The sequence below is a fragment of the Dietzia sp. HMSC21D01 genome, from assembly GCF_001815995.1.
Taxonomy (GTDB): Bacteria; Actinomycetota; Actinomycetes; order Mycobacteriales; family Mycobacteriaceae; genus Dietzia; species Dietzia cinnamea.
Genome location: NZ_KV823850.1, coordinates 1 through 19891, shown reverse-complemented (window position 1 = coordinate 19891; position 19891 = coordinate 1). Strand labels below are relative to the sequence as shown.

Sequence of the window (19891 nt, the reverse complement as noted above, 5' to 3'; positions counted from 1 at the left end):
GGGACCGGCGGACCGTCGAGGCGCTGCGCCGCCGGGCCCTGGCCGAGCTCGACCGCCTGGGCGCGGCGGCGCTGCTGGTGCCGACGGCGCCGTTCCATCCGACGATCGCGCAGGTGCAGGCCGACCCGGTCGCCCTCAACAGCCGGATGGGGACCTACACGAACTTCTGCAACCTCTTCGACCTCTGCGCGGTGGCCGTCCCGGCGGGAGAGGTGGACGAGGCGGACCGCGGTACGGCGACGTTCGGCGTCACCGTGGTGGGCAGGCCGTTCCACGACGGCGTGGTGGCCGACATCGCGGCGGCCCTCGCGGCAGAGTTCGCCGGGGAGCGCGAGGCCGCCACCGAGCCGCTCGAACCGTGGCCCCTGGGCGCGGGCGCGCCGACCGTGGACCTGGTGGTGTTCGGTGCCCACCGCCGGGGCGGCCCGCTCGACCACCAACTCACCGGACGCGGCGCGGTCTGGCGTGGCGTCGTGCGGTCCAGCGCCGACTACCGGATGTACCGGCTTGACACGGACCCGCCCAAGCCCGGCGTCCTGCGGCACGCCGAGGGCGCGGAACTGCTCGGCGAGAGGTGGACGATGTCCCCGGCGGCGCTCGGCGCGTTCCTCGACGAGCTGCCCAGACCCATGCAGCTCGGCCGGGTGACCCTCGCGGACGGCTCGGAGGCCGTCGGCTTCGCCTGCGAGCCCACCGCGGTGACCGCGGCCGCGGAGGACCTCACCGCGATCGGGGAGTGGCCGATCGGGTGACCGCGGGTACCGCGGAGATCGTCCGACAGCCGGCACGCACCGCTACGGTCTGTCTATGAGGGGAGTCGGTGATGACGTACAACTCCGGTGACGGGCGGTGGGGGCCCGACGGGAAGTGGCACACCTCCGACTACGAGCCCACGCCGCGGCGGGGGACCCCCGGCGCGGTGATCGCCCTCGTCGCCGTACTGACGGTCCTCGCGGTCGGCCTCCTCGGAGTGATCGCCTACCTCGCCCTCCGCCCGGGCGGAATCGCCGGTGACGGGCCGGGCGTCGCGGCAGCGCAGTCCTCGTCGTCGTCGTCCTCGCCGTCGACCTCGACGCCACCGCCTCCGGTGACCGAGACCGCCTACACCACCCCGCCGCCACGCGAGACCGTCACCGTCACCCGCGAGGCGCCGGCACCCCGGCTCCCACGCGGCGGTGGTCAGCCCGCCGGGGCCGACTCGTCCGGATGGCTCTCCGACAGCCAGGCCCGCTGCAACGCCGGCGACCCGGCCGCCATGATCGGACGCACGACGCAGGCGTCGTTCTCCATCTGCGTCAACCCCGACAACGGCCGGTACTACTACCGCGGCTCGTCGGGCGGAGCGGGTGTGGAGATCGACGACCCCACCGTCACCAGGACCGGGGCGGTGGTCACGAACAACGACGTACTCTACTCGATCGACGCGTCCGGGATGAGCATCTACCAGGGCGGAGAGCTCATCTCGAGCCAACCGATGCTCGTCCTCTGGACCGGGTGAGGCGCCCGTCCCCTGAGCGCCGCGCCACCTGCGCGGGGCCCCGTTTTACGCTCGGGCCGAGCTTTCCGCTAATGTTCCCTCTCGTGCGAAAAGCACGGCCCTGTGGCGCAGTTGGTTAGCGCGCCGCCCTGTCACGGCGGAGGTCGCGGGTTCGAGTCCCGTCAGGGTCGCAGGAGAAAGCGGGCGCATCCGGTATACACCGGATGCGCCCGCTCTCGTCTGGACGGCGCGCCGACTACTCCTTGTTCAGTTTGTCCTGAACGGTGCCGGCGGCCTTCTCGACCGTGTTCGGCAGCTCGGTGGTGCCGTAGAACCGGGCGTCCGGGTGGGTAGGCGGCGGCATCGGCGGGCCCTCGAGCGGCTCGGGCGAGTACGAGAATTCGCCGTGACCGTCCGGCGTCGGGCCCGAGGCCCACGAGCCCTCGGCCGCGGCGGCGCCGTCGGAGAAGTTGTACATCGTGTACGCGTGCTCCGCGGCCTCCTTCGACTTGGGGAAATTCGACGGCACGGGCAGTTCCTCCAGGCCCTCGGCCTGGAGCTCGTTGACCGCGGCGAGCCACTGGTTCTGGTGCATGGTGTCGCGGGCGAGCAGGAACGACAGCAGCTCACGGATGCCCGGGTCGTCCGTCATGTGGTAGATCCGTGCGACCTGGACGCGGCCCTGGGACTCGGCGTTGACGTTGGACCACATGTCGGCGAGGAGATTCCCGCTGGCGGTGACGAAGGCGCCGGACCACGGGTTGCCCATGGAGTCGACGGGACGCGCGCCGGCACCGGCGACGATGCCGTGCTGGACGTCGGTGCCGCCGATGACCGCGGCGACGGCCGGGTCGTTCTGGACGGCGGCCTCGGTGATGCCGAGCGGGGCGTCCTCGAGTAGCTGGGCGACCATCGTCGCGAGCATCTCGACGTGGCCGAACTCCTCGGCCGCGGTGCTGAACAGCAGGTCACGGTACTTGCCCGGGATGTGGGCGTTCCACGCCTGAAAGCTGTACTGCATGGCGACGGTGATCTCGCCGTACTGGCCGCCGATCACCTCCTGCAGCTTGCGGGCGTACACGGCGTCGGGCTTCTCGGGCTTCGACTGGAACTGGAGCTTCTGCTTGTGGATGAACATGCGTCTCCTTCGGTCGTGCGCGGTGTCCGGGCGGCCTCGGCGGATTGCCACTCGGGCGTATGTCGAGGCTCGGGCGGCCTACGCGGGGTACAACCGCTCCCGGGACCGTGCCACTGTCATGGGTAAGCGTCCAGAATCTGGGGTTGCTGGCCATGTCGGGTCGATGGGCCGCGAGAGGCGGCCGAAGAAACTTGCGTTAACTACCGCGTACGCGGGCCCAACCGCGCTGCGACCTGGCCGCGCGTGGCGGCGTAGGTGAGCAGGAAGTGCTCGAGTGCGTACTGGGCGTGGCGGGGCAGGAACGGGGCGACGGGCACGGTGGTGCGCTGCATGACGTGGCGACCGTCGAGGACCCACGAGGTGAGGTCGTCGTCCAGGTTGAGGCGCGCGATCTCCAGAGCGGCCTCGGCGCGGGAACGCACACCTCGGACGACCCACGCCCAGATGCGGGCGAACGGCTCGTCCTCCGTGAACGAGACGTGCATCCGGTGGCCGACGTGGTCGAAGACCAGATGGCCGAGCTCGTCCACCACGCACGGCCGGCCGGTCACCTGTTCGATGATCGCCGCGTACCGCTCGCGGGCGTCCACGTGGTCCTCGACCTCGACGGCCACGTCGATCGGGTTGGGGTAGTCGGCGGGGTCGCGTCCGACGGGTACGGAATCGGACCGGATGAGCCTGAGCGCGCCGGTATAGCGGCCGACCGTCCCCTCGCTCCGGAGGGTGAGCAACTGGGGGTGTGGGACTCCCAGCCGGTCGCGGCAGGCGTCGACCACCGCCCGGGCGATAGGCGCCGGCGCGGTGGGGGCGGTGTGCGCGATCATCTCCTCGACGAGGTCGTGCCCGGCGGGGCGGGCGGTCACCCAGGCGACCGCCCCGCCCGCCGCCAGTTGGACGGTGCACCGCCCCTGTCCGACGGACGGTTGTGACGGTGCGCGGAACTCCATCGCGCCCACCGCCCCGGGCCTGCGGAGATGCCCGGTGAGGGTGTGCTCGAAGTCGTGCCACGGGTCGCCCGCCGGGCGCAGGGAGGCGCTACCCGGTCCGAGGCGGTGGTCCTGCATGACGTCACCCCACCGGCACGAGGGCGGCCACGTCGTCTACGGCCCGCCGCAGCTCTCGCGTGGCCGCGCAGTCGCCGAGTCGCTCGGCCACAGTATCGGCGATCGCGCCGTAGAACCACAGCTTCTCCTGCGGGCCGGCGTTGAACACGCCCCACATGCCGTCGCCCAGGCGGCCGTGCGCGGAGACCATCGACCGGAGGTTGTGGATCTTGTCGGCGGCCGAGATGAGCAGGCATTCGTGGGAGTCCTCGGCCAGTCGCGCGAGGTAGCCCTCCTTGCGCACCCGCCACGGCGGGGTCTGGACACCGGCGGTCTTCTCCTCCGACACCCCGCGGACGAGTTCCGTGACCCGCTCGCCGAACTCGGCGGTCATGTCGTCGGCCGAGTACACCGATGGCGGCACGTCCTCCAGGACGTCGTGCAGGAGCGCCGCGACCGCCACGTCCTCGTCGTCGGTGAAGTCGGAGACGATCAGCGCCACCGCGACCGGGTGGGCGATGTAGGGCGTCGGGTCGTCCTTGCGGGTCTGGCCGGCGTGGCAGCGGGCGGCGACCGCGAGCGCGCGGTCAAGGGTGGGGGTCCAGGTGAGCGACATGGTGCACTCCTCGAGGGAGAGGTCCCGACGCCGGGCGACGCCGCCGGGTCGTGGGTGGAACCGGCGGTGACCGGTGTCCCTTCCACACTCCCGAGTACACACCACGGGTACGACACGGGGGAACCGATCGGCGTGGGGCGCGCGTCGTACGTGGTGAGGACGCCACGGGGGCGTCCCGGTAGTAGACCGGAACGACGACGAGGAGGGCTCGTGCCCGACGGGACGATCAGGGCGGATGCCGGGAAGATCGCGAGCGCGGTCTCGGTGTTCCGCGACTGCGGGGAGGCGGCCACGGAGGTGACGTTTCCCGAGGTCGCGGCGCGGCTGGGCGGCGGTCTTCCGGGCGGGTCGGCGATCGAGCAGGCGGTGGACCGGGCGTGCGGTGCGGCAGCGGTGTGCGCCGAGAGAATCGCGGGTCGGCTCGGGGGCCTGGCCGACTTCGCGGCCGAGGCGCACCGGTTCCTCGAGGCCGAGGATGAGGACTTCGCGGCTTTCCTCGCAGCGGTGGCCCGGCGGTGAGCTGGACAGTCGCGGACATTCGTCGTTGGGACGTGTCCGCAGTGGCGGGCGCCGGCGGCGAGGTCGGCCGGCAGCACTCGGTGGCGCAGGGCATCCGGAGGGACCTGGTCGACGGTGCGATGGAGCTGGATGATGGCTGGGACGGGGCGGCCGCTGACGCCGTCCTCGACACCGTGGAACGTGAGAAGTCGCACGTCAGCACGCTGGCTGACGGACTCGAGGATCTGGCTGATGCTCTCCGGAGCTCGCACGCTGCTCTGGGGCCGGCAGTTCAGGCGGTTCGAGATCGGGTCGCCGATGCCGAGGCAGCCGGACTCCAGGTGGGCGAGTCGTCGGTGCGTCCGTTGCCGGGTCGCGACGACATCGGTCACTCGACGGTCGATGAGGATGCGGAGGCGATCAGCTCCGCGGTCGACACCGTGCGCTCCCTCGATGAGTACTACGGGCGCCAGATAGACGGGATCGCCGCCCGGCTGCACGCCGCGATCCCACCCGAGGTCGACCGGTCGCCGATCCCGGGCCCGGACGACCCGTGGCCGGGTCGCGGTGTGGACGCGATGACGGGGGCCGCGTCACGGGGCTACCCGGACGTCGCCGATGAACTCGATCCACGGACCCGGGGGAGACACATGCTCAACCCGGCCCCGGATGACTTCGGCAGAGCTGCGGCGACGGGACTGCGGGGACTCGGTGGGGTCGCCGGTCCGGTCGGTGGCGGGCTTACGGTGTACGACGGCGTGAAGGCCCACGCCGAGGGGAGGACGTCGACCGGCGAGGCCGTCGCGGAGACCCTCGGGGCTCTGGGTGGCGGCGCGCTCGGAGGCGCCGCAGCCGGCGCCGTCGCAGGAACGATGTTCGGTCCCCTCGGCACGTTCATCGGCGCCGGCATCGGTGCGGCCGTCGGGACGTACCTGGGACAGCAGGCGGGCGATATGGCTCACCACCGGTACCGGGCCCACACGGCAGAGAGGTGACACGACCATGAGGTATGGGCAGAGACGGGACGACCCGTCGGAACGCGACCCGCACCCCTACGAACACCCCGCCCTGGAACCGGAACCCGGTTTCTGGGACGGCAGGTGGGAAGAGTTCAAGCGGCGGTTCATCCAGATGGCCTGGGAGGATCACTACAGCCGGACCGTCCTCATCCTCTCGACGGTGGGATTCGTGGCGACATTTATCTGGATGTGGTTCACCGGTGAAACCTGACGGTCTCGCCTAGAACGTCTTGGCGTCGATCACGAACCGGTACCGGACGTCCGAGCTGACGACGCGGTCCCACGCCTCGTTGATCTGATCGGCCGAGATGAGTTCAATCTGGGCGGTGATCCCGCGCTCGGCGCAGAAGTCCAGCATCTCCTGCGTCTCGGGGATACCGCCGATCATCGAGCCGGTGAGGATCTTGCGGCCGCCGGTCACCGACCCCGCCCGCAGGGACATCGGCTCACTCGGGATACCGATCTCCACCATGGCGCCGCGAGGCTTGAGCAGGGCGAGATAGCGGTCCAGGGGCAGGTTGGCGGAGACGGTGTTGAGGATGACGTCGAAGCTGCCTCGGAGCGCCCGCAGGTTCTCCCTGCCCTCGTCTCCGGCGGTCGCGTAGTGCTCCACGGCGCCGAACTTCAGCGAGTCGTCGCGCTTGGAGGTGCTCTGGGACAACACGGTGACCTCGGCGCCCATGGCCACGGCGAGCTGCACGCCCACGTGCCCGAGCCCGCCCATGCCGATCACCGCGACCGTCGTGCCGGGGCCGACGTTCCACTGCCGCAGGGGTGAGTACATGGTGATCCCGGCGCACAGCAGCGGCGCGGCGGCGGCCGGGTCGAGGCCCTCGGGGACGGAGACGACCATGCGCTCCTCCACCACGATGTGCGTGGAGTAGCCGCCGTTGGTGACCGGGCCCTCCGGATCGCCCTCGGGCAGCGGCGAGCCGTAGGTCGCGGTGGCTCCGACCTCGCACTCCTGCTCCTGGCCGGCCTCGCACGAGGCGCACTCATGGCAGGCCCCCACCAGGCAGCCGACGCCCACGCGGTCGCCGACCTTGTGGCGGGTCACCTCGGATCCGACCTCGCGGACGATGCCGACGATCTCGTGGCCTGTCGTCACCGGGTAGACGGTGCGGCCCCACTCGCCGCGCGCGTGGTGGATGTCCGAGTGGCAGATGCCGGCGAACTCGATCTCGATGAGCACGTCGTCCGGGCCGGTGTCCCGACGTCGGATCGTGGTCTTCTCCAGGGGTGCGTCCGGTGCGGTGGCGGCGACGGCGGCGACGTCCATGTGTGGTCTCCCTCGGGTCGGGTCAGGTGTGCACGCCACAGTAGAGAATGTTCGGCGTGAGAGAATGTTCGGCGTGCGCCGCCGCCACGGCATCTGCGGCCGCAGCGGAGCGGGTACACGACAATGCCCTCCCGGCCAGGCCGCGTACGACTCCCGAAGGGTTCGTACCGCCATGTCAGAAGGGCAATGAGTCGATTCACAGCGGGCCGGGGTGTCCGGCTACGTCAGCTGAGCGACGAGCCGGACGCCCCCGGTCCAGGTGGTCAGCTCCCGAGGCTGCCGAACACGTCGACGCTGCCCAGATTGACGCTCCCGGTAGTGGTCACCGAGAAGTTCCGGAAGTGAATCTCGACCGGGTACTGGACGTCCGCGAGAGTCGAGATCTCATCGGTCGCAGCGAGGGGCGCGATGCTGTCTTCGGTGACGCAGATCGACGTGGCGACGTAGTCCCCGTCGTCAAGGCCCGGCACGCTGACGTTGTGGGGACTCGCGTAGGCCCCCTCCTCGTCCAGTAGGTCGCTGGACTCGTTGACCACGACGCGCAGGTCGGATTCCTTCGTGGGCCAGACCGGATTGCTGAACAGGTCCTCGAAGAAGGTCTCGTTCCAGGTCTCGGGGTCGATGTCCTTCTCGCTGATCGCACCCTCGACCACCAGAGGCCCGACGCAGGCCATGTTCTCGGGGGCGGTGACGGTGAAGTTCGCCGTGGTGCCGTTGACGTTCACGGTGAGGTCAGGCGAGTCGATCTTGATGATGTCCGTGGGGTCGACGGGGTCGACCAACTGCGCCTGGGCGATGGCCGGCGCGAGGAATGAGCCTGCGCCCAGGAGCGCGGCGGTCACGGCGGCGGTGCCGTAGGTACGGAGGGAAGTTGTGGGCATGGGAAGTCTCCTTGATGAAGTAAGTATTCGAATGGTTATGCGGCCCTGAGGCCTTCGGGTGGGAGTGCGTGCTGGTCTGCCGGAGGGGAGCGCGGCAGAACGTCCGTTGGGGCGTCGCTGGGTTGATTCGGCTGGGCCCCTGCGGCGCTTCGCGTGGGTGACTGCATACCGACACTCGCCGTATCACGCGTGGACGCGGTCGCATCCCGGTAGAGGCCGTCATGGACGAGAGTGAAGACTGCGGGTATTGCAGCGGCGAGGGCGATCACGGCGAGCCGGCGCCGCCGGGTAGTGCCCAGCTTGAGTGCCAGGACCACGGAAGCTGCGGCCAACAAGAGCGCGGTGCCGAGGCCGGCCACGACAGCCCCGGTCGCACTTGGGATATGACGTAGCGATCCGTACAGCAAGTCGATGTGCCAGTTCAGCCCGAGGAACACGACCGCGAAGGCGCCGGCGACCAGGCCCACACCGACTGCTGCCTCGACCGGGTTCGGCAGACTCAGGCGGTCGATCGCGCGACACGCTCGATAGGCGGCCACCACGAGGACGATGGCCAAAGCGGGCACGGCAATCGCGCCGAGGTAGTGAAGCCACCATTCGAGGAGGCTCCACTCCGTGAGGTGGTCGACCGTGAAGGCGTCGTTCACGAGTGACCTCCGGGGGATCGAGTGCGGTTGGCTTCCGGGGAGACCATTCCTCGAGATTCCGCCAAAGCGGTAACGCTCAAAGTGATAAGGAGGCTTATCGGCGAAAGGGTATGAGGCGGTCGAATTCGGGGGTAGCGTCGTCCGCATCGCAGACCTGGCCGACCGAACGGAGGTGACCACGTGGAGACGCTGACCATGCAGCAGATCGCCGACCTCGCCGGAGTGAAACGCCCGGTCGTGTCGGTGTGGCGCTCCCGGTCGACCGGATCTGATAGTCCGTTCCCCGCGCCCGTGCACCCGGCGCAGCTGGTGTTCTCCGCAGACGAGGTCGGCCGCTGGCTGCGTGTCACCGGCCGGGGGAACAACCCGGAGGCGCATGAGGATGCGGCGTTGTTCTCGTCGCTGATGGACGAGGCGGCCTCGCAACTTGACGACGCCTCGGCGCTTCTCCTGCTCCACGCGCTGTCCGGCGCCCCGCTGGCTGACCAGAGCCGCGACGACCTCGCGACGCTTCCGGTGGGGCACGCAGTCGAGTCGGTTCTGTCCGTGACGCAGGCGGATAGGGCACTGCGTGACAGCGGCCTGGTCGCGTGCGTCGACCGCCTCGCCGAAGCCGGAACTACCGCGACACGGGTGCTCAAACGGTTGGCGCAACGTCAGGAGGCCAAGGACGCGCCGCTCGCCTCGGAATCGCTCACCAGCACGGGCGATGCACTGGCGTGCGAGGTGGTCGCGGCGCTGGCCGGCGATTCCGACAGGGCACTCGTGCCGTGGGGTCCGGGCGGACTGCGTCTGCTTGCGAGCGTGGTGGAAAAGGCGTCGGAGTCGGATCGGTCGCGAGTCGTTTCGCCGGATGGCCCGACTGGGCCGGTGGACCGACTGCTCTGGCGGTACCTCGCCGCACTCGGCGCCCGCCTGGAACCAGCGACGGCCGGTTCAGCCACGCTTCTCGTCGGGCAGTGGGCGGCGATTCCCCGGGACGGGACTGAGGGCTTCTTCGACTCGGTCGACAACGTGGTGCTGGACCTGGGGCCGGGCAGCGCCGCGGTGGTGTTCGCTCCCGCCCCGCTGCTGGTCGACGAGTTGCCGGGGACGGACCATCGGCGGCGGATCCTGAGGGGGACAGGCGGCGACTATGTTGCGCCCCTGCGCTATGTCGCTCGCCTGCCGCGGGGATTGTGCCGGTTCGGCGGTCGTCGTCGGATGGCGATGTGGGTGCTGGGAGAGTCCGGCGACACCGCCGGTGCGCGGAGTTTCACGACGTTCGGGGAGCACTCGGCCCACGCGCTGGATGCGCGGGAGAACCGTGCACTCGCCTCTGACGCTGTCGCGGCTCTCCGCGGAGGCGCCGCACGGCGGAGTCACGCGTTCCTGCGCAGCGAGCACCGGCTCACCGAGGCGGTGGTGAGCAAATCCGCGCTCGCGCTGCCGGTCACCACCGACGTCGCGGAGGACGGCGGTGATGCGCTGGCCCGCCTGTGGGAGAAGCGCGACGCGTCGGCGTCCGGGGTGCTCGACGGGGTCGAGGTGGTGGCGGCCGGATCTGCGGCTGACCACTCCCTGCCGTGGAGAGCGGCGACCACGGGCGAGCACCGGCCGGCCCGGGTGATCACGGGCGTGCGCATCCCCGCGGAGGTCTTCACGGCGGGTCCGGGCGGCATCGGGGTGATCGGCCCGGACGAGGTGCGCGGCCGGTGCGCGATCGGGTCACGGTCGGTCGACCTGGTGGAGTTGGTCCGACGGGCGCCTCGTTTCCGGCTCACGGAGCCGGGCGACGTGGTGTTTACGACGACGAGGGGGCCGGCCGCGATCATTGACACAGTCGGCGGCAATGCCGTTCAGGCGCCGGCCCGGGTCCTGCGGTGCATGGAACCGGCGGAGGGATCGCGACGTATTCTTCCCGAGCTCGCTGTTCGGGATATTTCGGCTGCGCGGGGATCGGATTGCCGTTCGTGGCGGCTGCGCACCGTCGTCGTCGACGCCTGTAACCCTTGGCGCACGGTAGCGGCACGGGCCGCCGAGCATCGGGCACGGCTCTTGGCCGAATTGAGTGCGCTCGACGCGCTCACCACAGAACTTTCCGACGGACTCGCGGCGGGCACGCTGCGTATAGACCACGACTATTCAGATCAGAACTACGAGGAGAACGCCTGATGGCGAGAGTGTTGGTTCCGATGCCCATGGAGGCATCGACACCTAAGGAACTCAAGGACACGCTGTGGAAGGCGGCGGACAAGCTCCGCGGGTCCATGGATGCGTCGCAGTACAAGGACGTCGTGCTGGGGTTGGTGTTCCTCAAGTACGTCTCGGACGCCTTCGAAGAGCGCCGCGACGCGATCCGCCAGGAGCTGGCCGGGGAGGACGAGGCCTACCTCGCCGAAACGCTCGAGGATGCCGACGAGTACCTGGGTTCCGGCGTGTTCTGGGTTCCCGCCGAGGCGCGCTGGGAGTACCTCTCGCGGCACGCCAAGGGCATCCCGGCGTCGTCGACCAACGACGCGCAGTCGATCGGTGAGCTGATCGATGCCGCGATGCGCGCGTTGATGCAGGCCAACGAGTCGCTGGTGGGCACGCTGCCGGTGTTGTTCGGGCGGGACAATGTCGAGCAGCGCCGACTGGGTGAGCTGGTGGACCTGTTCAACGCGGCGCGTTTCACCGGCGGCGGCGCCTCCAAGGCGCGGGATCTGCTCGGGGAGGTCTATGAGTACTTCCTGGACAAGTTCGCCAAGGCGGAGGGTAAGCGCGGCGGCGAGTTCTACACCCCGCCCGTGGTGGTGCGGACGCTGGTGGAGATCCTCGAACCGCATTCGGGGCGTGTGTACGACCCGTGTTGTGGGTCGGGCGGCATGTTCGTGCAGACGGAGAAGTTCCTCGAGGGGCACAAGGAGGATCCGACCAACGTCGCCGTGTACGGGCAGGAGCTCAACGAGCGCACGTGGCGGATGGCCAAGATGAACCTGGCGATCCACGGGATCGATTCGCAGGGTCTCGGCTCGCGCTGGGGTGACACCTTTGCCCGGGACATCCACCCGGATATGCAGGCCGACTATGTGATGGCCAACCCGCCCTTCAACATCAAGGACTGGGCACGTCGCGAGGACGACCCGCGCTGGGTCTACGGGGTGCCGCCCAAGCGCAATGCCAACTACGCGTGGATGCAGCACATCCTGTCCAAGCTGGCGCCGAACGGCGAGGCCGGCGTGGTGATGGCCAATGGGACCATGACCACTACGACCAGTGGCGAGGGCGACATCCGCAAGGCGATGGTCGAGGGTGACGTGGTGCAGTGCATCGTGGCCCTGCCGGGGCAGTTGTTCCGGGCGACGGGCATCCCGGTGTGCGTGTGGTTCTTCGCCAAGAACAAGGCCGCCGGCAAGGGTGGTTCGGTGGATCGCCGGGGGCAGGTGCTGTTCATCGACGCCCGCGAGCTGGGCCACATGATCGACCGCGTGGAGCGCACGCTGAGTGAGGAAGACCTGCAGCGCATCGCCGAGACGTTCCGTTCCTGGCGAGGCCGCCCCTCCGCGGTGGGTGAGTACGAGGACGTGGCTGGCTTCTGTAAGTCGGCCACGCTCGAGGAGATCAAGGCCGCCGGCTATGCACTGACCCCGGGCCGCTACGTGGGCGTGCCCGAGGCGGAGGAGGATCTTGAGCCGATCGACGAGAAGATCGCGCGGCTCACCGACGAGCTCACCATCGCGCTGGATGAGTCGGCCCTGCTGGATGCCGTGGTCCGGGAGCAGCTGGGGAGGCTTGGGTGAGGGTAACGCTCGGAGAGTTGGTCTCCCTAAGAAGGGGAAACTCGTACCGGGGCTCCCTAGTCGGCGAGTCTGGTTATCCGCTTCTCGGGCTGGGAACCATCGCACGCGAGGGTGGGTTCAAGGGTGGCAAGCTCCGGTTCTACCCAGAGGAGTTTGCCGACCGTATCGCAGTCTCGGCCGGAGACGTCTACGTGTCGCTGAAGGACATGACGCAGGAAGCGGCGCTGCTGGGTGCTGCGGCACGGGTACCAGAGGAGATCGAGCGGGCCCGCCTAACTCAAGACACCATTGCCGTCGACATTCTCGACGACTCTCCGATCAGTTCGGAGTACCTGTACTGGACGCTCAGAAGTCCGCAGTGCCGGCGACACTGCAAGTCACTTGGAACTGGCACGACGAATCTCGACCTTGCTCGGAACGATTTTCTTTCCTATGAATTCGAGCTGCCGTCGCTCGGGGAGCAGCGGGCGATTGGCGAGATCCTCGGCGCGCTGGACGACAAGATCGCCGCGAACAGGCGAGTGCAACGGTCGATTGACGACCTCCTTGACGCCAGCTTCCGTAAGGCCAGCCGATCCACTGCGGAGCGCGTTGAACTCGGCAGTCTGATTGCCCTCAACTACGGCAAAAGCCTGCCGTCGTCTAAGCGAGTTGAAGGCCCGTTTCCAGTAGTGGGAAGTGGCGGTGTCGTGGGTTATCACGATGAATCACTTGTAGACGGACCGGCTGTCATTGTCGGCCGAAAGGGGTCTGTGGGTTCCACGTATTGGATCAGCGAGGGATGCTTCCCGATTGACACGACGTATTGGGTGGCTCCCAACGGAGTCTCACTGGGATATGCCTACCGCCTCTTGCAGGACATTGATTTTGTGGCGATGAATACAGACTCTGCAGTGCCCGGGCTCAATCGGGAGCGTGCGTACGCACTGCAGGTGCCGCTTCCGGACGGGGCGCATCTAGAAGAGTTCGACCGATTGAGTGGGGCACTTACTTCGAAGCACTCAGCGCTCCAGGTGGAGACATCAGCGCTCGCCCGCACACGCGACGCATTGCTACCCCTGCTCATGGACGGCCGGATCGCCGTCAAGGATGCCGAGCAGGCCGCCGAGGCGGTGCTCTGAGTGGCAGCGGGGCGCCGCCGTAATCTGTCACGATCCGCGGGAATCGGGGATCAGTGTCAGATTAGGGGGGTGCCTTATCTAACAATCCCCAGGTCGCGCCTCGCTGGCTCTGATTGTCGGCTCCGTCAGCAGATGCCGTCGATGTCTGCTGCCGGGGCGAAGGCGTTCAGCGAGAGACGTACGGACGTTCCGAGTACATCCGTGGTCTCGTTGACCTCGGGCGCATCGTCTGTGACCTGGTCCCCCGGGCCCAGGCAGGCGATGCAGAGAGTGCAACCCTCATTGCAACTAGAGTGCAACTCAGTTTCAATGAGGCGATAGTCGGTACAACCAAAGTGGGCGTCATGTGGACGGAACAGCGGCTGCGGAGCGTGATCGACTCGCTGAAGTCGCGTCGCGGAGACTCCGCATCAATCGAGGTCAAGCGGGCAGCTATCGGTCTTCCCGCCTCTACGCCGGAGACTCTGTGCGCCTTCGCGAACATGCCGGAGGGCGGGACTCTCATTCTGGGTGTCGATGAGCGATCCGGGTTTACGATCACCGGCGTCGAGAAACCTGCCCAGCTGGAAGCGGGCCTCGTCAACCAAGCCCGCAAGGCCGTTCGTCCCTCACCCCACATCGCGACCGAGCATCTGATGATTGAAGGAAAGTCGGTGATCGTCGTTGACGTGCGGCCACTCAGCATTCACGACAAGCCGGCCACGTGCCAGGGGGTCGCGTATCTCCGTCAATCAGATGGTGACTACGAGATCCAAGAGCATGAACTCCGGATGATCGAGGTCGAGAAGCTCCACACCGACGAGCGGATCGACTACGACAGGCGTGTCATTCCGGACACGGGGGCAGACGCGCTGGTGCCGGAACTCGTGGACCAGTACGTCGCCGCCTGCCGATCCTCCACAGATCGACTGACCGACAAGTCTGACCAGGACATTCTCCGACTGACCAGCATCTTTACCCCCCGGGGTGAAGTGACCCTGACAGGTCTCTACATGCTCGGCGACTTCCCACAAGGAGCCGAGCCATCACTGACTGTGACAGCCGCGGTGATAGTGCCCTCTACCGACTCCGGCGTGAGGAATCGCAACCTGCGGGACTTCAGCGGTCCCGTTCCCGTACTACTCGATGAGGTGATGGCCTGGGTCGAGGCGAACGTACCGACGGTGCGGCGCTACCGCGACGACGGGCACATGGTGGAAGAGCACGAACTGCCACTTCGAGCGGTGAGGGAGTTGCTCGCGAACGCGCTCGTGCACCGCGACCTCGGGCCCAACACGATGGGTACCGGAAAAGGGATCCAAATCCGCCTCACCAGCCGCAACCTCGTGATCCAGAGCCCCGGCGGGCTGCGAGGGATCTCGCTGAAGCAGATCGAAAGCTCCGAACATGCGCAAGCCGCCGTCAACCAACGGTTGTACGCAGCAGCGAAGAAGTTGAAGACAGCCGACGGAGGCTGGGTGATCGAAGGCGAAGGTGGAGGGATACGCGAGGTCTTCGAGAGCGCTGCGCAGGCGGGGCTCCCACGTCCGACGCTGATCAACACCGGAGTTCAGTTCACCGCGATCCTGTGGTTGCCGCCGGGTGAACGTGGATACGACGCGGCGGCTGGGGCCAGGAAATCGGCGTCCGTCGGCACGACCCCAGTAGATGTAGTCACGAACAAACGAGCCGGGCGGCAGACTCGAAACGAGAACGCTGTGTTGTCGGCATTGGCAGAGATGAACGCCCCGACGCTCCGCGACATCATCGAGCGCACGCAGCTGACGGCCGGACAGATCCGGTACGCCCTGGCACCCCTGCTCGATGAGGGTTACGTGGTGATGGACGGCCAGCGCGGGGACCGGACCACGAACTATCGATTAATCGTGGAGCAGCCAAGAAACGGAGAGCAATCATGACCTACGGCTGGTCCGAAGCCCAAGCCGAGCAGGGGATCCTCGACGCCCTCGCCGAGCGCGAATGGGAGCACCGCCCCGGGCCATCCCTCGCGCCCGGCTCGGGGGAGCGCGACTCGTGGCACGACATCGTCCTGCGGGGCACCCTCCTGCAGTCGCTGATCAACCTCAACCCGGACGTGCCCGAGGAATACCTCCAGCAGGCCATGGCCGAGGTGATCACCCCCAAGTCGCAGGACGCCATCACCGAGAACCACCGGCTACACCACATCCTGCTCGACGGCTACAAGGGCCTGACCTACATCGACGACGACGGCCGCGAGGTCGCCCCGGTCATCCGCTTCCTGTCCGCCGACGCCTCGCGCAACCGGTACCACGCCGTGGACCAGGTGACCGTCCGCAGCCGCGAACACGAACGACGATTCGACGTGGTGGCCTACGTCAACGGACTTCCGCTCGCGATCTTTGAACTCAAGAAGCCGGGCGCCAAGAACGCCACCGCCGAACTCGCATACAACCAGCTGCGCACCTATCTCCACGAATTCCCCATGGCGTTCCGCTTCGCCGTCGTCGTCGTCGCCACCGACGACCTCTCCGCCCGCTACGGCACGCCGTTCACCCCGTGGAACCACTTCGCGCCCTGGAACGTCGACGACGACGGCCGCCGCATCGCCCCCCTCACCACCCTCGAAGGCTCCGCGGAACCCACAACCGAACTCGACCTCCTCATCGACGGCGTGTTCAACGTCGAACGATTCGGCCAACTCCACCGCGACTTCACCGCCTTCGACGCCACCGAGTCCGGCTTGATCAAACGCATCGCCAAGCCCCACCAGTACTTCGCCGTCACCAAAGCCGTCGGTGCCACCGTCCGCGCCGTGGCCTCCGACGGCCGGGCCGGCGTCGTGTGGCACACCCAGGGCTCCGGCAAGTCCATGGAGATGGAGCTCTACACCGCCAAGATCATGCGGCACCCGCGACTGGCCAACCCCACGGTCATCGTCATCACCGACCGCACCGAGCTCGACTCCCAACTGTTCGACGGCTTCCAGATCTCCGACCTGCTCCCCGAGCAGCCGGTGCAGGTCCGCACCCGCGACGAGCTCCGGACGCAGCTGGCGGACCGCCGCTCGGGCGGCATCTACTTCACCACCCTGCAGAAGTTCGGCCTGAGCAAATCCGAACGAGACTCCGGAGCGACTCACCCGCTGCTCTCGGACCGGCGCAACATCGTCGTCATCGCCGACGAGGCCCATCGCAGTCACTACGACAACCTGGACGGCTACGCCGCGCACCTCAAGAGCGCGTTGCCGCACGCGACCCTCATCGCCTTTACCGGCACCCCCATCACCGAGGGGGAGCGCGACACCCGCCGCGTCTTCGGCGCCGACATCGACGTCTACGACCTGCACCGGGCGGTGGAGGACGGCGCCACGGTCCCCGTGGTCTACGAACCGCGGCTGATCAGCCTGGCGCGCCTGCCCGGCGTGGACGACGAGTCGCTCGACGACGCCGCGGAGGAGGCGCTGAGCGGCCTCGACGCCGCGGACGCCGAACGCCTCCAGCGCGCGGTGGCCAAGCTCGACACCGTCTACGGCGCCCCCGAGCGCATCCGCACCCTGGCCGCCGACCTGGTGACCCACTGGGAGACCCGCCGCGACACCATGCGGCCATTCCTCGGTGTCCCGGGCAAGGCGATGATCGTCTGCGCCACTCGATCCATCGCCGCGAACCTGTACCAGGAGATCGTCGCCCTCCGCCCCGACTGGCACTCCGATGCCGACGACACGGGCAAGGTCAAGGTGGTCTACACCGCCGACCCGGGCGACGAGGAGCACGTCACCAGGCATCTCCGGCGTCCGAGTGCGATCGCCGCGGTGAAGCAGCGGGTGAAGAACCCCGACGACGAGCTCGAGCTGATCATCGTCAAAGACATGATGCTCACCGGCTTCGACGCCCCGGCGCTGCACACCCTGTACGTGGACCGGCCGCTCAAGGGCGCGCTGCTCATGCAGACCCTCGCCCGCGTCAACCGCACCTTCCGCGGGAAGCAGGACGGGCTGCTCGTGGGCTACGCGCCGCTCACCGACAACCTGTCCAAGGCGCTAGAGGAATTCACCCGCGAGGCCCAGGAGGGCGGTGACCGGCTCGTCGGCCGCACCTCCGAGGAGGCCGCGCAGATCGTGCTCGACCTGCTCGCAGGCGTGCGTGAGCTCATCGGCGACGAGTGGAAGGCGCAGTGGCACGCCAACGCCAAAACCGGCTGGCGTGATGCGCTCCTCACCGTGGTCACCCGCCTGCGGTCGCCGGGCACGCCAGGAAACCGCGACGACGACGACCCGGACGCGCGCCCTCTCGCCGACCGCTTCCGCGACCTGTCATCCAAACTCGCGCGGGCGTGGGCGCTGGCGGCGGGGAACGACTCCCTCGAAACGGTCCGACCCGAGGTGCGGTTCGTCGAAGAGGTCCGCGTCTGGATGCTCAAGCTCGACGCACAGCAGAAGATCGGCGCCGGAGAACTGGTCCCGGACGAGATCAAGCGCATTCTCGGCGAACTGATCGTCGACTCCGCAGCGAGCACAGGAGTCGTCGACATCTACCGCGAGGCCGGACTGCCCCTCCCGCGGCTCGACACGCTGACCCCGCAGTGGGTCGAGGAGGCGCAGAAGCCGTCCAAGGCCCACCTGGCGATCGAGGCGCTCAAGGCGACGTTGCTGGAGGAGGCCGCGACGGTCACGCACGGCAACGAGGTGCGGCGAAAGCTGTTCTCCGAACGCGTCAACGAGCTCATGGTGCGCTATACCAACCAGCAGCTCACGGCCGCCGAGGTGATCGCCGAGCTGGTGGAGCTCGCCAAGGAGGTCAGCGCGGAAGCCGACCGCGGGCAGCGCTTCGAGCCGCCGCTGGAAAGCTATGAACTCGCGTTCTACGACGTGGTCGCGTTGAACGAGTCCGCGGTCGACGTCCTCGGCGACGACGTGCTGGCCGAGATCGCCCGCTCGATCGTCGCCACCATGCGTCGCGACATCCGCACCGACTGGACGGTCCGCGAAGACGTCAAGGCCAAGCTTCGCGCCTCGGTCAAGCGGACTCTGCGCAAGTTCAGGTACCCACCGGACAAGCAACCTGAGGCCATTCAGCTGGTGATGCAGCAGATGGAGGCCCTGGCCCCCAGGTACGCAGAGGAGTCAAAGGAGGAAGACGGGAGGTGAGCTCAGGCCGGGTGCGGGACGCCTACGGCTCCACGGAGCGCGCGACTCCCGCGGACCCGCCCACCCCGAGGCCGTTCTCGCAACCCCACCCGCTGGTCTTCCTCGATGCGGGGCGCGGCCGCCCGGCGGACCGCGAGACTGGGCACGCACTTCCAGCCGCAGCTCGATGATCCCGGGCTTATCGCGCTCTGCCGGGCAGAATGCCTCGCGCCCGGGCACCGGCCTGGCCTCGTCGTCGTCGCCCCCGTACGGCTCATCGGCGAGCGCGTCCTGCCGGGGATCCGGTGAGGGGGCCGCCGCGCCCGTAGTCTCGGCTGATGAGCTCCGAGACCGCCCGCCCCCGCAACGCCCGTCCCCGCACCGCCCGCTACTGGGCAATGCCCGCCGCCCTCGGGGCGATGGGGGTCCTGCACTTCGTCAATCCCCGGCCGTTCGACGGTCTCATCCCGCCCGAGCTGCCCGGCAGCCGCCGCGCGTGGACCTATGGGTCGGGCGTCGCGGAGCTCGCGGTCGCCGGGCTGTTGGCCGCGCCCCGCACACGGAGGCTGGGTGGTGCTGCCGCCACCGCGCTGTTCCTCGGCGTGTTCCCCGGCAACCTGCAGATGGTCCGCGCGTGGCGCCGCAAGCCGGTCTGGCAGTACCAGGTGATCGCGTGGGGCCGACTGCCGCTGCAGGTGCCGATGATCGTCGCCGCCGACCGCATCCGCCGAGGCGCCTGACCTGGGGCGCCTGACGCGCCTTACGCGCCGCCGTCCTGCCAGGCGGCCCGGTCCTCCCACGCACCGAGGCGCGCGAGGGCGTCCCGCTTGACGTCCGCCGGCGCGAACGACGACTCGATCGACGTACGCGCCACCTCCACGAGCTGCGCCTCGGGCACGCCCATCCGCTCGTGTGCGGACACGTACTCGTCGACCACGTCCGCGCCGAACAGCAGGGGGTCGTCGGCGCCGATCGAGCACCGCACGCCGGCGGCCAGGAGCGCGGGCAGGGGATGGCTCTCGAGCGAGGGACTCACGCCCAGCACGACGTTGGAGGTGGGGCACACGTCGAGGCACGTCCCCCGCTCGGCGAGCAGCTCGAGCACGCCCGGATCCTCCACGGCGCGCACCCCGTGCTGGATGCGGTCCGCCCCCAGTTCGACGGCGGAGCGGACCTCCTCCGGCCCGCCCAGTTCGCCCGCGTGGGGCACCACCCCGAGTCCGGCGTCGCGGGCGATCGCGAACGCTTCCGCCGCGGCGGCCACGGGACTGTCACGCTCGTCGGCGACCAGACCCACCGCCACGACGCCGCGGTCGGCGAACCGC

17 protein-coding genes, 1 tRNA gene and 1 pseudogene are annotated in these 19891 nt (G+C 68.6%); 12 read left to right on the top strand and 7 right to left on the bottom strand.

Annotated elements, in window-relative coordinates:
* The 3 genes and pseudogenes from HMPREF3086_RS06125 to HMPREF3086_RS06115 all read left to right on the top strand — a co-directional run.
* A pseudogene (locus tag HMPREF3086_RS06125) lies at positions 1 to 752 on the top strand (allophanate hydrolase); the annotation flags it as partial.
* 71 nt (positions 753 to 823) lie between these two features.
* Positions 824 to 1498 carry a hypothetical protein gene (locus HMPREF3086_RS06120; protein WP_070720741.1) on the top strand — a complete coding sequence of 225 codons (675 nt, stop codon included), beginning with the start codon at positions 824 to 826 and terminating at the stop codon, positions 1496 to 1498.
* Positions 1499 to 1594: 96 nt separating this feature from the next.
* Positions 1595 to 1668, top strand: a tRNA-Asp gene (locus HMPREF3086_RS06115).
* A gap of 65 nt (positions 1669 to 1733) precedes the next feature.
* On the opposite strand, the gene HMPREF3086_RS06110 is transcribed toward HMPREF3086_RS06115, so the two are convergent.
* The 3 genes from HMPREF3086_RS06110 to HMPREF3086_RS06100 form a co-directional block, all read right to left on the bottom strand.
* On the bottom strand, positions 1734 to 2615 hold the full coding sequence (locus tag HMPREF3086_RS06110; protein WP_070720738.1) for a manganese catalase: 882 nt from the start codon (positions 2613 to 2615) through the stop codon (positions 1734 to 1736).
* Positions 2616 to 2815: 200 nt separating this feature from the next.
* On the bottom strand, positions 2816 to 3679 hold the full coding sequence (locus HMPREF3086_RS06105) for a T3SS (YopN, CesT) and YbjN peptide-binding chaperone 1 (RefSeq protein WP_070720736.1): 864 nt from the start codon (positions 3677 to 3679) through the stop codon (positions 2816 to 2818).
* Between the two features lie 4 nt (positions 3680 to 3683).
* On the bottom strand, positions 3684 to 4274 hold the full coding sequence (locus HMPREF3086_RS06100) for an HD domain-containing protein (RefSeq protein ID WP_007626613.1): 591 nt from the start codon (positions 4272 to 4274) through the stop codon (positions 3684 to 3686).
* Between the two features lie 210 nt (positions 4275 to 4484).
* On the opposite strand from HMPREF3086_RS06100, the gene HMPREF3086_RS06095 reads away from it, so the two are divergent.
* Genes HMPREF3086_RS06095 through HMPREF3086_RS06085 form a run of 3 tightly spaced genes read left to right on the top strand, consistent with a single transcriptional unit; the run spans position 4485 to position 6002 of the window.
* Positions 4485 to 4793 carry a hypothetical protein gene (locus HMPREF3086_RS06095; RefSeq protein WP_070720732.1) on the top strand — a complete coding sequence of 103 codons (309 nt, stop codon included), beginning with the start codon at positions 4485 to 4487 and terminating at the stop codon, positions 4791 to 4793.
* 32 nt (positions 4794 to 4825) lie between these two features.
* Positions 4826 to 5767 carry a WXG100 family type VII secretion target gene (locus tag HMPREF3086_RS06090; RefSeq protein ID WP_246830919.1) on the top strand — a complete coding sequence of 314 codons (942 nt, stop codon included), beginning with the start codon at positions 4826 to 4828 and terminating at the stop codon, positions 5765 to 5767.
* Positions 5768 to 5774: 7 nt separating this feature from the next.
* The gene (locus tag HMPREF3086_RS06085) at positions 5775 to 6002 is read left to right on the top strand and encodes a hypothetical protein (RefSeq protein WP_061917117.1); all 228 of its coding nucleotides are present in this window, start codon (positions 5775 to 5777) and stop codon (positions 6000 to 6002) included.
* 9 nt (positions 6003 to 6011) lie between these two features.
* Here the strand turns inward: HMPREF3086_RS06085 and HMPREF3086_RS06080 are convergent, their stop codons facing one another.
* The 3 genes from HMPREF3086_RS06080 to HMPREF3086_RS06070 form a co-directional block, all read right to left on the bottom strand.
* Positions 6012 to 7070: an NAD(P)-dependent alcohol dehydrogenase gene (locus HMPREF3086_RS06080; protein WP_070720727.1), complete on the bottom strand. Its 1059-nt coding sequence runs from the start codon at positions 7068 to 7070 to the stop codon at positions 6012 to 6014.
* A 263-nt stretch (positions 7071 to 7333) separates the two neighbouring features.
* Positions 7334 to 7951, bottom strand: a complete 618-nt coding sequence (locus tag HMPREF3086_RS06075) for a hypothetical protein (RefSeq protein ID WP_061917123.1) — start codon at positions 7949 to 7951, stop codon at positions 7334 to 7336.
* Between the two features lie 35 nt (positions 7952 to 7986).
* The gene (locus HMPREF3086_RS06070; protein WP_070720724.1) at positions 7987 to 8598 is read right to left on the bottom strand and encodes a hypothetical protein; all 612 of its coding nucleotides are present in this window, start codon (positions 8596 to 8598) and stop codon (positions 7987 to 7989) included.
* A 180-nt stretch (positions 8599 to 8778) separates the two neighbouring features.
* Here HMPREF3086_RS06070 and HMPREF3086_RS06065 point away from each other — a divergent pair, with 180 nt between their 5' ends.
* The 6 genes from HMPREF3086_RS06065 (at position 8779) to HMPREF3086_RS06035 (ending at position 19306) form a co-directional block, all read left to right on the top strand.
* Entirely contained in the window at positions 8779 to 10752 is a 1974-nt protein-coding gene (locus HMPREF3086_RS06065) for a DNA-binding protein (RefSeq protein ID WP_070720723.1), read from the top strand.
* Positions 10752 to 12359 (top strand): class I SAM-dependent DNA methyltransferase, encoded by a 1608-nt coding sequence (locus HMPREF3086_RS06060; RefSeq protein ID WP_070720720.1) that lies wholly within the window; start codon positions 10752 to 10754, stop codon positions 12357 to 12359. Before HMPREF3086_RS06065 ends, HMPREF3086_RS06060 begins: the two co-directional genes overlap by 1 nt.
* Positions 12356 to 13480 (top strand): restriction endonuclease subunit S, encoded by a 1125-nt coding sequence (locus tag HMPREF3086_RS17950; protein ID WP_083324330.1) that lies wholly within the window; start codon positions 12356 to 12358, stop codon positions 13478 to 13480. The genes HMPREF3086_RS06060 and HMPREF3086_RS17950 overlap by 4 nt, the downstream gene beginning before the upstream one ends.
* 344 nt (positions 13481 to 13824) lie before the next feature.
* Positions 13825 to 15378: an ATP-binding protein gene (locus HMPREF3086_RS06050; protein WP_070720747.1), complete on the top strand. Its 1554-nt coding sequence runs from the start codon at positions 13825 to 13827 to the stop codon at positions 15376 to 15378.
* Positions 15375 to 18587 (top strand): type I restriction endonuclease subunit R, encoded by a 3213-nt coding sequence (locus HMPREF3086_RS06045; protein WP_070720717.1) that lies wholly within the window; start codon positions 15375 to 15377, stop codon positions 18585 to 18587. The genes HMPREF3086_RS06050 and HMPREF3086_RS06045 overlap by 4 nt, the downstream gene beginning before the upstream one ends.
* Positions 18588 to 18904: 317 nt before the next feature.
* Positions 18905 to 19306 (top strand): DoxX family protein, encoded by a 402-nt coding sequence (locus HMPREF3086_RS06035; RefSeq protein ID WP_174705762.1) that lies wholly within the window; start codon positions 18905 to 18907, stop codon positions 19304 to 19306.
* Between the two features lie 20 nt (positions 19307 to 19326).
* Here the strand turns inward: HMPREF3086_RS06035 and HMPREF3086_RS06030 are convergent.
* Positions 19327 to 19891 (bottom strand): adenosine deaminase family protein (locus HMPREF3086_RS06030; protein ID WP_371441659.1); only part of this gene is annotated, 565 nt, incomplete at its 5' end.